Below are 12,717 nucleotides of genomic sequence, written 5' to 3' on the forward strand. Positions count from 1 at the left end.
CCCCAGCCCTCAGCCCCCCCCAGCCTCCCGCACCCCAAGACTCCGGCGCACCCCCCGCGACACAACCGAAGGCCCCGGTCTCCCCTCCTGGGGAAGGAGAGGTGACCGGGGCCTTCGAGGCAAGCTCTGTGGATCCACGCCCGCGTGGCGAACGCAGGTCGCGCGTGGGTCCGGGGGTGTCGGGTTGGGAGCGGAGAGAGAGGGCCCGCTCGGGTCCAGCCGACGGTCAAGTCAGGGGATGAGCCCTCAAGGGCTCAGCCGACTCAGCCCTTGAGGGAAGCGACCTTGGAAGCAAGCGCCGACTTCTTGTTGGCGGCCTGGTTCTTGTGGATGACGCCCTTCGAGACGGCCTTGTCGAGCGCGCGCGACGCGTCGCGCGTGTACTCGGTGGCCTTCTCGACGTCACCCGCGGCAGCGGCCTCGCGGGCCTTGCGGATCGCGGTCTTCAGGGAGGACTTGACGGCCTTGTTGCGCAGCCGAGCCTTCTCGTTGGTCTTGATCCGCTTGATCTGGGACTTGATGTTCGCCACGAATGAGCCTTTTCAGGTTCAGGCGCGCGAGGGCAGGCCTCACGCGCCGGTGATTGATCTTCGAGTAGCCCACCGGTGAACCGGCAGAGCTGCTGCCCCGCCGGTCGCCCGGCGAAGCCGATACCCCACCGGTGAACCGGAGGAGCCGTCTGTGCCTCGTGCAGAGAGGGCATGAGACACAGCCACCCAGGCTACCAGTAGCCCCGGGAGCGGCCCAAACCGGTCGCAGCTCCCCGCCCGTGGGACCATGGAGCCTACGTATCGATCCGACCCGAGGCGACAGGCGCCTCAAGAGACAGGACCCTGCGTGCCCGCGACCCCTAACCATGTGCCCGAGCCGAGCCGTACCGCCCCGGCTCTGATCCGCAACTTCTGCATCATCGCGCACATCGACCACGGCAAGTCCACGCTCGCCGACCGGATGCTCCAGCTGACCGGGGTGGTCGAGCAGCGTCAGATGCGTGCTCAGTACCTCGACCGGATGGACATCGAGCGCGAGCGCGGCATCACGATCAAGTCCCAGGCGGTCCGGCTGCCCTGGGCGCCCACCGAGGACCCGGGCAGGACCCACATCCTCAACATGATCGACACCCCCGGGCACGTCGACTTCACGTATGAGGTCTCGCGGTCCCTAGCCGCCTGTGAGGGCACGGTCCTCCTGGTCGACGCGGCCCAGGGCATCGAGGCGCAGACCCTCGCCAACCTCTACCTGGCGATGGAGAACGACCTCACCATCGTCCCGGTACTGAACAAGATCGACCTGCCGGCCGCCCAGCCCGAGAAGTTCTCCGAGGAGCTGGCCAATCTCATCGGCTGCCAGCCCGAGGACGTGCTGAAGGTCTCGGCGAAGACCGGCGTCGGCGTGGATGCGCTGCTGGACCGGGTGGTCCGTGACGTCCCGGCGCCGGTCGGCGTCGCGGACGCGCCCGCCCGCGCGATGATCTTCGACTCGGTCTATGACTCCTACCGTGGCGTGGTCACGTACGTCCGTGTCATCGACGGCCAGCTCAACAAGCGCGAGCGCATCAGGATGATGTCGACCGGCGCCACGCACGAGCTGCTGGAGATCGGCGTCTCGTCGCCCGAGATGACCCCGGCCGACGGCATCGGCGTCGGCGAGGTGGGCTACATCATCACCGGCGTGAAGGACGTCCGTCAGTCCAAGGTCGGTGACACGATCACCAGCAAGGAGAAGGGCGCCACCGAAGCCCTCGGCGGGTACAAGGACCCCAAGCCGATGGTCTTCTCCGGCCTCTATCCCCTGGACGGCTCGGACTACCCCGACCTCCGCGAGGCGCTGGACAAGCTCCAGCTCAACGACGCGGCCCTGGTCTACGAGCCCGAGACCTCCGCGGCCCTCGGCTTCGGCTTCCGCGTCGGCTTCCTCGGCCTGCTGCACCTCGACGTGATCCGTGAGCGCCTGGAGCGCGAGTTCAACCTCGAACTCATCGCCACCGCGCCCAACGTGGTCTACCGCGTGATCATGGAGGACGGGAAGGAGCACACGGTCACCAACCCGAGCGAGTTCCCCGAGGGCAAGATCGACAAGGTCTTCGAGCCGGTCGTCCGGGCCACGATCCTCGCTCCCAGTGAGTTCATCGGCTCGATCATGGAGCTCTGCCAGACCCGTCGCGGCACCCTTCTCGGGATGGACTACCTCTCCGAGGACCGCGTCGAGATCCGCTACACGCTTCCCCTCGCCGAGATCGTCTTCGACTTCTTCGACAACCTGAAGTCCAAGACCCGCGGCTACGCGTCCCTGGACTACGAGCCCACCGGCGAGCAGGACGCCCAGCTGGTGAAGGTCGACATCCTGCTCCACGGCGACCGCGTCGACGCCTTCTCCGCCGTCACGCACCGGGACGCGGCCTACGCGTACGGAGTACGGCTCGTCGCCAAGCTGCGCGAGCTGATCCCGCGCCAGGCCTTCGAGATCCCCGTCCAGGCCGCCATCGGTTCGCGGGTCATCGCCCGCGAGACCATCCGCGCCATCCGCAAGGACGTCCTCGCGAAGTGCTACGGCGGTGACATCTCCCGGAAGCGGAAGCTGCTGGAGAAGCAGAAGGAGGGCAAGAAGCGGATGAAGATGGTGGGATCCGTGGAGGTTCCGCAGGAGGCCTTCATCGCCGTGCTGTCCAGTGACGAGAACGCCGGCTCGGGCAAGGGCAAGAAGTAGCACGCCCCGGCAACGGCCGCCCCGGCAATGGCAGGAAGCGGCCCGTCCGGGCGATGACGGTGAGTGTCCCGCCCGGGCAACGGCAGGATTTGGCTCGTCAGGGTGGCGGCGAGAAGTAGCCCGTACGGCCGAGAAGCAGCTGTTCATACAGGGACAAAACCCGGAAACGGACCGGGTGCAGGGGGCCTGTTCCGCGCGTGCGCGGCGGGCCCCCTTGCGCGTGCGGCCGGTTGCTCTCTGTAGGAAGTGACAGGCCGCTGCCCCTTACGTACCGGCCGGTCGGGCCTTACTCTGATCTCTGCTCGGTAGTTACTCGCGAGTTAACAAGGCGCCGTGAGTGACGACAACACAGCCGCAACCAGCCAGCCGCACAGCAGTCGACCGAGCCAGTCGCACGCACTGTCGCGGGCCCCGGAGGATGTCGTGAGCGACACACAGACCCTGATCGAGAACCGTCCGCCCTCCGTGGCGGCCGTCTTCCTGGAGCGCGTGGCGGCCACGCCCGACGCCGAGGCCTACCGCTACCCCGTACCAACGGCCGCGGGCGGGGGCCCGGAGGAGTGGAGGTCGCTGAGCTGGGCGCAGGCGGCCGAGCGGGTCTACGCCATCGCGGCCGGCCTGATCGAGCTGGGGGTGCAGCCGGAGCAGCGCGTCGCGCTCGCCTCCTCGACCCGGGTCGAGTGGATCCTCGCCGACCTCGGCATCATGTGCGCCGGCGCGGCCACGACGACCGTGTATCCGCAGACGAACGCGGAGGAGTCCGCGTTCATCCTCTCCGACTCGGAGAGCAGGGTCCTGATCGCGGAGGACGCCGCGCAGGTCGCCAAGGCGCGCGCCAAGCGGGCCGAGCTGCCCGAGCTGGCCCATGTCGTGGTGATCGACCCCACCGGTGTGGACACCCCCGAGGACGAGGGCGACTGGGTGCTGTCCCTCGCCGAGCTGGAGACGCGCGGCGCCGCGTACCTGGAGAAGAACCCCGACCTGATCACGAAGAAGGTCGGTGCGATCACCCCCGGCCAGCTCGCCACGCTGATCTACACCTCGGGTACCACCGGCCGGCCCAAGGGCGTCCGGCTGCCGCACGACAACTGGTCGTACATGGCCAAGGCGACCGTCGCCACCGGGCTGATCAGCAGCGAAGACGTGCAGTACCTGTGGCTGCCGCTCGCGCACGTCTTCGGCAAGGTGCTCACCTCCGGCCAGATCGAGGCCGGTCACGTCACCGCCGTCGACGGCCGGGTGGACAAGATCATCGAGAATCTTCCGGTGGTACGGCCGACGTACATGGCGGCCGTGCCGCGCATCTTCGAGAAGGTCTACAACGGGGTCGCGGCCAAGGCACGGGCCGGGGGCGGCGCCAAGTACAAGATCTTCCAGTGGGCGGCCGAGGTCGCCCGCGAGTACGCGAAGGTCAGCCAGGACAACTTCCGGCGCACCGGTGTCGCCTCCGTCCCGCTGGCTCTGGGCGCCAAGCACAAGGTCGCCGACAGGCTCGTCTTCGCCAAGATCCGCGACGCCTTCGGCGGCAACCTGCGCGCCTGCGTCTCCGGCAGCGCCGCGCTCGCCCCGGAGATCGGCTACTTCTTCGCCGGCGCCGGCATCCACATCCTGGAGGGCTACGGCCTCACCGAGTCCTCGGCGGCCTCCTTCGTCAACCCCGGTGAGGCCTACCGCACCGGCACCGTCGGCAAGCCGCTGCCCGGCACCGAGGTGCGCATCGCGGACGACGGCGAGATCCTGCTGCGCGGCCCCGGCATCATGGAGGGCTACCACCGGCTGCCCGAGAAGACCGCCGAGGTACTGGAGTCCGACGGCTGGTTCCACACCGGCGACATCGGCGAGCTGTCCCCGGACGGGTACCTGCGGATCACCGACCGCAAGAAGGACCTCATCAAGACGTCCGGCGGCAAGTACATCGCGCCCGCCGAGGTCGAGGGCCAGTTCAAGGCCGTGTGTCCGTACGTCTCCAACATCCTCGTGCACGGAGCCGACCGGAACTTCTGCACCGCGCTCATCGCCCTCGACGAGCCGTCGATCCTGGACTGGGCGAAGGAGAACGGGCTGGCGGGCAAGTCGTACGCCGAGGTCGTCGCGGCCCCGGTGACGGTCGGGATGGTCGAGGGCTACGTGAAGGAGCTCAACGACGGTCTCCAGCGCTGGCAGACCATCAAGAAGTTCCGGCTGCTGCCGCGCGACCTGGACGTCGAGCACGGGGAGATCACCCCGAGCCTGAAGCTGAAGCGTCCGGTCGTCGAGCGGGAGTACAAGCACCTCATCGACGAGATGTACGCGGGCTCGCGCGAGGCGTAGCACCCGGTGTGGCGGGTCCGGAGACGTCCGGGCCCGCTCGCGCGGACGGGGCGCGGCCGGCGTGCTGGACAATGGAGGGCATGCCTTCCGCACTCCCCGACGGTGAGCCCGTCCCCGACGACGGGGCGCTGCCCGCGCACGCCCTCGCCGGGGCCGCCGAGCGCGCTCTCGGGTTCTACCTCCACGTCCCGTACTGCGCGACCCGCTGCGGCTACTGCGACTTCAACACCTACACGGCCACCGAGCTGCGGGGCAGCGGCGGCGTGCTCGCCTCCCGCGACAACTACGCGTCGACCCTGACCGACGAGGTCCGGCTGGCGCGCAAGGTGCTCGGCGACGACCCGCGCCCCGTCCGCACGGTCTTCGTCGGCGGCGGGACGCCCACGCTGCTGGCCGCCGACGATCTGGTACGGATGCTGGGCGCGATCCGCGACGAGTTCGGGCTCGCGGACGACGCGGAGATCAGCACGGAGGCGAACCCGGAGTCGGTCGACCCCGCCTACCTCGCCACCCTGCGCGCCGGCGGCTTCAACCGGATCTCCTTCGGCATGCAGAGCGCCCGGCAGCACGTCCTGAAGGTGCTCGACCGCACCCACACGCCCGGCCGGCCCGAGGCCTGCGTCGCCGAGGCGCGCGCGGCGGGCTTCGACCACGTGAACCTCGACCTGATCTACGGCACCCCCGGGGAGACCGACGACGACTGGCGGGCCTCGCTCGACGCGGCCCTCGGTGCGGGACCCGACCATGTCTCGGCGTACGCGCTGATCGTCGAGGAGGGCACCCAGCTGGCCCGCCGCATCCGTCGCGGCGAGGTCCCCATGACCGACGACGATGTCCACGCGGACCGGTACCTCATCGCCGACGAGGTGCTCTCGGCGGCCGGTTTCGACTGGTACGAGGTCTCGAACTGGGCTACGTCCGACGCGGGGCGCTGCCTGCACAACGAGCTGTACTGGCGCGGCGCCGACTGGTGGGGCGCGGGGCCCGGGGCCCACAGCCATGTGGGCGGGGTGCGCTGGTGGAACGTGAAGCATCCCGGCGCGTACGCCGGGGCGCTGGCCGCGGGGAGGTCGCCCGGGGCGGGGCGTGAGCTGCTCTCCGCGGAGGACCGCCGGGTCGAGCGGATCCTGCTGGAGCTGCGGCTGCGGGAGGGCTGTCCGCTGGCGCTGCTGCGGCCGGACGGGCTGGCCGCGGCTCGGCGCGCTCTGGCGGGCGGGCTGCTCGAGAGCGGGCCTTACGGGGGCGGGCGGGCCGTGCTCACCCTGCGGGGGCGGTTGCTCGCGGACGCGGTGGTCCGCGACCTGGTGGACTGACCCGGGGGCGCTGCCCCCGGGCCCCCGTACCGGCCTGACGGCCTCGTCCTCAAACGCCGGACGGGCTGAAATCACCAGCCCAGCCTCCCGGGCCTGCGGGCGCTGTCCCGGCCCGCGGTGTCGCGCTTCGCGCTCGTCCTCAAGCGCCGGACGGGCTGAAATCACCAGCTCAGCCCCCCGGGCCTGCGGGCGCTGTCCCGGCCCGCCGTGTCGCGCTTCGCGCTCGCCTCGTCGGCCGCTGCGGTGGCTACTCCGGGGCCGTGACGAAGTCGATGAGTTCTTCCACGCGGCCGAGGAGTTCCGGCTCCAGGTCCTTGTAGGAGCGGACGCGGGACAGGATGTGCTGCCAGGCCGCGCCGGTGTTCTCCGGCCAGCCCAGGGCGCGGCAGACGCCGGTCTTCCAGTCCTGGCCGCGCGGGACCCGGGGCCACGCGGGGATGCCGACCGAGGACGGCTTCACGGCCTCCCAGATGTCGATGTACGGATGGCCCACCACGAGGGCGTGCTCGCTGGTGACCGCCTCCGCGATCCGGAACTCCTTCGAGCCGGGGACCAGGTGGTCGACGAGGACGCCGAGCCGGGCGTCCGGTCCGGGACCGAACTCCTCGACGACGGACGGCAGGTCGTCGACGCCCTCCAGGTACTCGACGACGACGCCCTCGATGCGCAGGTCGTCGCCCCACACCCGCTCCACGAGCTCGGCGTCGTGCCGGCCCTCGACGTAGATGCGGCCGGCCCGGGCCACGCGGGCGCGGGCGCCGGGCACGGCGACCGAACCGGAGGCGGTGCGGCTGGGGCGGGCCGGTCCGGCGGCCGGACGGACCAGGGTGACCACCCTGCCCTCCAGGAGGAAGCCCCGCGGCTCCAGCGGGAACACCCGGTGCTTGCCGAAGCGGTCCTCCAGCGTCACCGTGCCCGCCTCGCAGCGGATCACGGCACCGCAGAAACCGGTGCCGGGCTCCTCCACCACCAGACCGGGGTCGGCCGGGACCTCGGGCACGGGCTTGGGCTTCTTCCACGGCGGGGTCAGGTCCGGAGAGTACTGGCGCATTCGGATGACGATAGGAGAAGTCGAGCGCCGGAGCCCCCGCCCGCGCCTACGACACGCCGAAGCGGGCGGCCAGCGCGTCCCGCTGGGCCCGGACGAACGCCGCGTCGACCGCGCCCCCGTGCCCCGGCACGTACACGGCGTCCTCGCCCCCGAGGTCCAGCAGCCGGTCCAGGGCCGCCGGCCAGTGGGACGGAACGGCGTCCGGGCCGGCCTGGGGCTCACCCGACTCCTCCACCAGGTCGCCGCAGAAGACGACCTCCGGGCCGCCCGCTCCCGGTACGAGCACCGCCAGGTCGTGCCCGGTGTGGCCGGGACCCACGTTCGCCAGCAGGACCTGCGCCCCGCCGCCCAGCCCGAGGGTCCACTCGCCGGACACGAGGTGGCGGGGGCGGATGAGCAGGTCCGCCGCCTCGGCCGCCTCGCGCGGGTCCAGACCGTTGCGCACGGCGTCCGCGCGCAGTTCCTCGCGGCCGTGGTCGAGGACCGTGTCCAGGCCCACCGCGCCGAACACCTCCACCCCGGAGAAGGCGGCGGCGCCGAAGACGTGGTCGAAGTGGGGATGGGTGAGTGCGAGGTGTGTCACACGCAGCCGGCTGCCGAGGAGCCGCTCGGCCTCGGCCCGCAGCCGCGCGCCCTCCGCCAGGCTCGACCCCGCGTCGATCAGGAGCGCGGCGCCCTCGCCGACCACGAGCCCCGTGGTGCAGTCCCAGCCCGGCAGGCGGCACCGTCCGACCCGCGGGGCGAGCTGCTCCCACCCCGCCTCTTCCCAAGTCACCTTCACACGGCGACGCTAGCGGCAACGGGGTACGACGGCGCGACATGGCGGGACACGTCCCACCCCGAGGCGAGGGCGTCAGGGGCCCGCCCTTGCCGGGGTCGTACCTCCCCGCCGTACACTGAGCCGGGGAACGCTGGCACTCGCACGCGCTGAGTGCCAGGAAGAAGGCCGCGACGACCACGGTGCCGACATCTGGAGGTGTGCGCGATGCTGAGTGAACGCAGGCTCGAGGTACTGCGCGCCATCGTCCAGGACTACGTCGGGACGGAGGAGCCGGTCGGCTCCAAGGCGCTGACCGAGCGCCACCGGCTGGGGGTCTCCCCGGCCACCGTCCGCAACGACATGGCAGCCCTGGAGGACGAGGGGTACATCGCCCAGCCGCACACCAGCGCCGGGCGCATCCCCACGGACAAGGGCTACCGCCTCTTCGTCGACAAGCTCGCCGGCGTCAAGCCGATGACCGCGCCCGAGCGCCGCGCCATCCAGAACTTCCTCGACGGCGCCGTCGACCTCGACGACGTCGTGGGGCGCACGGTGCGGCTGCTCGCGCAGCTCACCCGGCAGGTCGCCGTCGTCCAGTACCCCTCGCTCACGCGCTCGACGGTGCGGCACGTGGAACTGCTCTCGCTGGCCCCGGCCCGCGTGATGCTGGTGCTCATCACGGACACCGGCCGGGTCGAGCAGCGCATGATCGACTGTCCGGCGCCCTTCGGCGAGACGTCCCTGGCGGATCTGCGGGCCCGGCTCAACAGCCGGGTCGCGGGCCGCCGTTTCGCGGATGTCCCGCAGTTGGTGCAGGATCTGGCGGAGGCCTTCGAGACCGAGGACCGCGGTACGGTCTCGACGGTGCTCTCCACGCTGCTGGAGGCGCTCGTCGAGGAGAACGAGGAGCGGTTGATGATCGGCGGCACCGCCAATCTCACCCGTTTCGGACATGATTTCCCCCTCACGATCCGGCCGGTCCTCGAAGCCCTCGAGGAGCAGGTCGTGCTTCTCAAGCTGCTGGGGGAGTCGACGGATTCGGGCATGACCGTACGGATCGGTCGCGAGAACGTCCACGAGGGACTCAACTCCACGTCCGTGGTCTCGGTCGGCTACGGTTCGGGCGGCGAGGCAGTCGCAAAACTCGGCGTGGTCGGACCGACCCGCATGGATTACCCGGGAACGATGGGAGCGGTACGCGCAGTGGCACGGTACGTCGGACAGATCCTGGCGGAGTCGTAAGTGGCCACGGACTACTACGCCGTACTCGGCGTGCGCCGCGACGCTTCCCAGGACGAGATCAAGAAGGCGTTCCGGAGGCTCGCCCGCGAGCTGCATCCGGACGTCAATCCCGATCCGAAGACGCAGGAGCGCTTCAAGGAGATCAACGCCGCCTACGAGGTGTTGTCGGACCCGCAGAAGAAGCAGGTCTACGACCTCGGCGGCGACCCGCTCTCGCAGAGCGGCGGCGCGGGCGCGGGCGGCTTCGGCGCCGGCGGCTTCGGGAACTTCTCGGACATCATGGACGCGTTCTTCGGCACGGCGTCGCAGCGCGGCCCGCGGTCGCGTACGCGCCGGGGCCAGGACGCCATGATCCGGCTGGAGATCGACCTCGACGAGGCGGCCTTCGGCACGACCAAGGACATCCAGGTCGACACGGCCGTGGTGTGCACCACGTGTAGCGGCGAGGGCGCGGCCCCCGGGACCTCCGCGCAGACCTGTGACATGTGCCGCGGTCGCGGCGAGGTGTCCCAGGTCACGCGGTCCTTCCTGGGCCAGGTCATGACGTCCCGCCCCTGCCCCCAGTGCCAGGGCTTCGGCACGGTGGTGCCGACGCCGTGCCCGGAGTGCGCGGGCGACGGGCGGGTGCGCTCGCGCCGGACCCTGACCGTGAAGATCCCGGCCGGTGTCGACAACGGCACGCGGATCCAGCTCGCGGGCGAGGGCGAGGTCGGCCCCGGCGGCGGCCCCGCCGGTGACCTGTACGTGGAGATCCACGAGCTGCCGCACGCGCAGTTCCAGCGCCGGGGCGACGACCTGCACTGCACGGTCACCCTCCCGATGACGGCGGCGTCCCTCGGCACGAAGGTGCCGCTGGAGACCCTGGACGGGCTGGAGGAGGTCGACATCCGCCCGGGCACCCAGTCCGGTCAGTCGATCCCGCTGCACGCCCGGGGCGTCACGCATCTGCGCGGCGGCGGCCGGGGCGATTTGATCGTCCACGTCGAGGTCATGACCCCGTCGAAGCTGGACGCGGAGCAGGAGCGCCTGCTGCGGGAACTGGCGAAGCTGCGCGGCGAGGAGCGGCCCACGGGGCAGTTCCAGCCGGGCCAGCAGGGACTGTTCTCGCGGCTGAAGGACGCGTTCAACGGCCGCTGACGGCGCTTCGGGCAGGCCCTCGGGGCCTGCCCGCACGGCCCGTCGGGGGCCGGATCCCACGGGTCCGGCCCCCGCCCGCGCCCCGGCGGGACACGCGCGAGGGGACGGCCCGCCGCTCACCGGAGACCTACCGCACGGCGGGACACCCCGCGCTGGGCGCGCCGGAGACCGACGCGGCGGGACGCCCCCCTGGATGTGAAGCCCCCGGAGTGGATGTGAAGCCCCCGGAGAGGCACATTCCGGTGGCCTGTGCCGGGTGGCCGCCGGATTCGGACTTGTCCAAGGGACGTGACACCATGCCGTCATGTCCTCCGCGCTGACCGATCTCTTTCGGTGTCCGATCGTGCAGGCCCCCATGGCGGGCGGCGTCTCCGTACCGCAGCTGGCCGCCGCCGTGTCCGAGGCCGGGGGGCTCGGCTTCCTCGCCGCCGGATACAAGACGGCCGACGGCATGTACCAGGAGATCAAGCAGCTGCGCGGCCTCACCGGCCGCCCCTTCGGCGTGAACCTCTTCATGCCGCAGCAGGAGCACGCGGACCCGGCCGCCGTCGACGTCTACGCCCACCAGCTCGCGGGTGAGGCCGGCTGGTACGACACCGAGCTCGGCGACCCCGACAGCGGCCGCGACGACGGTTACGACACCAAGCTCGCCGTCCTCCTCGACAATCCCGTGCCGGTGGTCTCCTTCCACTTCGGCTGCCCCACGCCCGAGGTGCTCGCCTCCTTCGCCCGCGTCGGCACCATGACCATGGTCACGGCGACCACGGCCGAGGAGGCGCAGGCCGTGCAGCGGGCCGGCGCCGACGTCGTGATCGTGCAGGGCGTCGAGGCGGGCGGCCACCAGGGCACCCACCGGGACGCCCCGGAGGCGGACGCCGCCGGCATCGGACTGCTCTCGCTGGTCGCCCAGGTCCGGGAGAGCGTCAGTCTGCCGATCGTGGCGGCCGGCGGCATCATGCGCGGCGCGCAGATCGCCGCGGTGCTAGCCGAGGGCGCGAACGCGGCCCAGCTCGGCACGGCGTTCGTCGCCACCCCGGAGTCCGGTGCCGCGCCCGTGCACAAGCAGGCGCTGACCAATCCCCTGTTCGTCCGCACCGAGCTGACGCGGGCGTTCTCCGGGCGGCCGGCCCGCGGTCTGGTCAACCGCTTCATGCGCGAACACGGCCCGTACGCCCCCGCCGCCTACCCCGAGGTCCACCACCTCACCTCCCCGCTGCGCAAGGCGGCGGCCAAGGCGGGCGACCCCCAGGGCATGGCGCTGTGGGCGGGCCAGGGCCACCGCATGGCACGCGAACTGCCCGCCGCGCAGCTGGTGGAGGTGCTGGCCGCCGAACTCGACGCCGCGAAGACAGCGTTGTCGTCGTTCCCCGGCGGCGCGGACCGATGACCGCGCCGGTGTTCGTGGCCGAGGACCTCGCCGCCGGCCGGGGCGGACGCTATGTGCTCGACGGTCCCGAAGGACGGCACGCGGTCTCCGTGAAGCGGCTGCGGGCCGGTGAGGACGTCGTCCTCACGGACGGGGCGGGCCGCTGGGCGCAGTGCGTCGTGACGGACACCGAGGGCAAGGACCGGCTGATCGTCCACATGGACGCGGTCGCCGAGGAGCCCGAGGAGTCCCCGCGCATCACCGTCGTGCAGGCCCTCCCCAAGGGCGACCGCGGTGAACTGGCCGTCGAGACCATGACCGAGACCGGCGTGGACCGCGTGGTCCCGTGGGCCGCCTCCCGCTGCATCACGCAGTGGAAGGGCGACCGGGGGCTGAAGGCGCTCGCCAAGTGGCGGGCCACCGCCCGGGAGGCCGGCAAGCAGTCCCGCCGCGTGCGCTTCCCGGAGGTCACGGACGCCATGACGACCAAGCAGGTCGGCGCGCTTCTCGCCACGGCGGAACTCGCGGCGGTGCTGCACGAGGACCGCGAGTACGGCAGCGAGCCGCTGGCGACCGCCGAACTCCCCGCCTCCGGCGAGATCGTGCTGGTCGTCGGCCCCGAAGGCGGCGTCTCCCCGGAGGAGTTGACGCTGTTCTCCGAGGCGGGCGCGAAGGCGTACCGGCTGGGGCGCAGCGTGCTGCGCACCTCCACCGCCGGGACCGCGGCGACCGCCCTGCTGCTGGGCCGCACCGGCCGCTGGTCCTGACCGCACCGGGTCCACAGCGGCTCCTGCCGCGCGGCTGACACGGCAACTGGCCGCATGCGGTCTAC

Annotated in this window: 10 protein-coding genes; 7 read left to right on the forward strand and 3 right to left on the reverse strand. The window is 71.6% G+C overall.

Features of this window, described 5'->3' with window-relative positions; translation table 11 throughout:
• Positions 1-263 precede the first annotated feature (263 nt).
• Positions 264-530 (reverse strand): 30S ribosomal protein S20, encoded by a 267-nt coding sequence (gene rpsT, locus AC0ZLC_RS10295; RefSeq protein ID WP_121403109.1) that lies wholly within the window; start codon positions 528-530, stop codon positions 264-266.
• Positions 531-837: 307 nt separating this feature from the next.
• Between rpsT and lepA the strand changes: the two genes are divergently transcribed.
• The 3 genes from lepA (at position 838) to hemW (ending at position 6,329) form a co-directional block, all read left to right on the forward strand.
• Complete coding sequence (gene lepA, locus AC0ZLC_RS10300) at positions 838-2,706, forward strand: translation elongation factor 4 (RefSeq protein WP_476751602.1); 1,869 nt, start codon at positions 838-840, stop codon at positions 2,704-2,706.
• A 423-nt stretch (positions 2,707-3,129) separates the two neighbouring features.
• Positions 3,130-5,016, forward strand: a complete 1,887-nt coding sequence (locus AC0ZLC_RS10305; protein WP_476751603.1) for an AMP-dependent synthetase/ligase — start codon at positions 3,130-3,132, stop codon at positions 5,014-5,016.
• Positions 5,017-5,096: 80 nt separating this feature from the next.
• The gene (gene hemW, locus AC0ZLC_RS10310; RefSeq protein ID WP_476751604.1) at positions 5,097-6,329 is read left to right on the forward strand and encodes a radical SAM family heme chaperone HemW; all 1,233 of its coding nucleotides are present in this window, start codon (positions 5,097-5,099) and stop codon (positions 6,327-6,329) included.
• Between the two features lie 247 nt (positions 6,330-6,576).
• Here the strand turns inward: hemW and AC0ZLC_RS10315 are convergent, their stop codons facing one another.
• The gene (locus tag AC0ZLC_RS10315; RefSeq protein ID WP_476751605.1) at positions 6,577-7,380 is read right to left on the reverse strand and encodes a DUF3097 domain-containing protein; all 804 of its coding nucleotides are present in this window, start codon (positions 7,378-7,380) and stop codon (positions 6,577-6,579) included.
• Between the two features lie 46 nt (positions 7,381-7,426).
• The gene (locus AC0ZLC_RS10320) at positions 7,427-8,161 is read right to left on the reverse strand and encodes an MBL fold metallo-hydrolase (RefSeq protein WP_476751606.1); all 735 of its coding nucleotides are present in this window, start codon (positions 8,159-8,161) and stop codon (positions 7,427-7,429) included.
• A gap of 204 nt (positions 8,162-8,365) precedes the next feature.
• Here AC0ZLC_RS10320 and hrcA point away from each other — a divergent pair, with 204 nt between their 5' ends.
• The 4 genes from hrcA (at position 8,366) to AC0ZLC_RS10340 (ending at position 12,652) form a co-directional block, all read left to right on the forward strand.
• Positions 8,366-9,382 carry a heat-inducible transcriptional repressor HrcA gene (hrcA, locus tag AC0ZLC_RS10325; protein ID WP_476751607.1) on the forward strand — a complete coding sequence of 339 codons (1,017 nt, stop codon included), beginning with the start codon at positions 8,366-8,368 and terminating at the stop codon, positions 9,380-9,382.
• A complete protein-coding gene (dnaJ, locus tag AC0ZLC_RS10330; RefSeq protein WP_358855901.1) occupies positions 9,383-10,519 on the forward strand; it encodes a molecular chaperone DnaJ in 1,137 nt (378 codons plus the stop codon).
• Between the two features lie 304 nt (positions 10,520-10,823).
• Complete coding sequence (locus AC0ZLC_RS10335) at positions 10,824-11,906, forward strand: nitronate monooxygenase (protein ID WP_476751608.1); 1,083 nt, start codon at positions 10,824-10,826, stop codon at positions 11,904-11,906.
• On the forward strand, positions 11,903-12,652 hold the full coding sequence (locus tag AC0ZLC_RS10340; protein ID WP_476751609.1) for a 16S rRNA (uracil(1498)-N(3))-methyltransferase: 750 nt from the start codon (positions 11,903-11,905) through the stop codon (positions 12,650-12,652). Before AC0ZLC_RS10335 ends, AC0ZLC_RS10340 begins: the two co-directional genes overlap by 4 nt.
• Positions 12,653-12,717 lie beyond the last annotated feature (65 nt).

It is taken from the genome of Streptomyces sp. GLSS-08 (assembly GCF_056387915.1).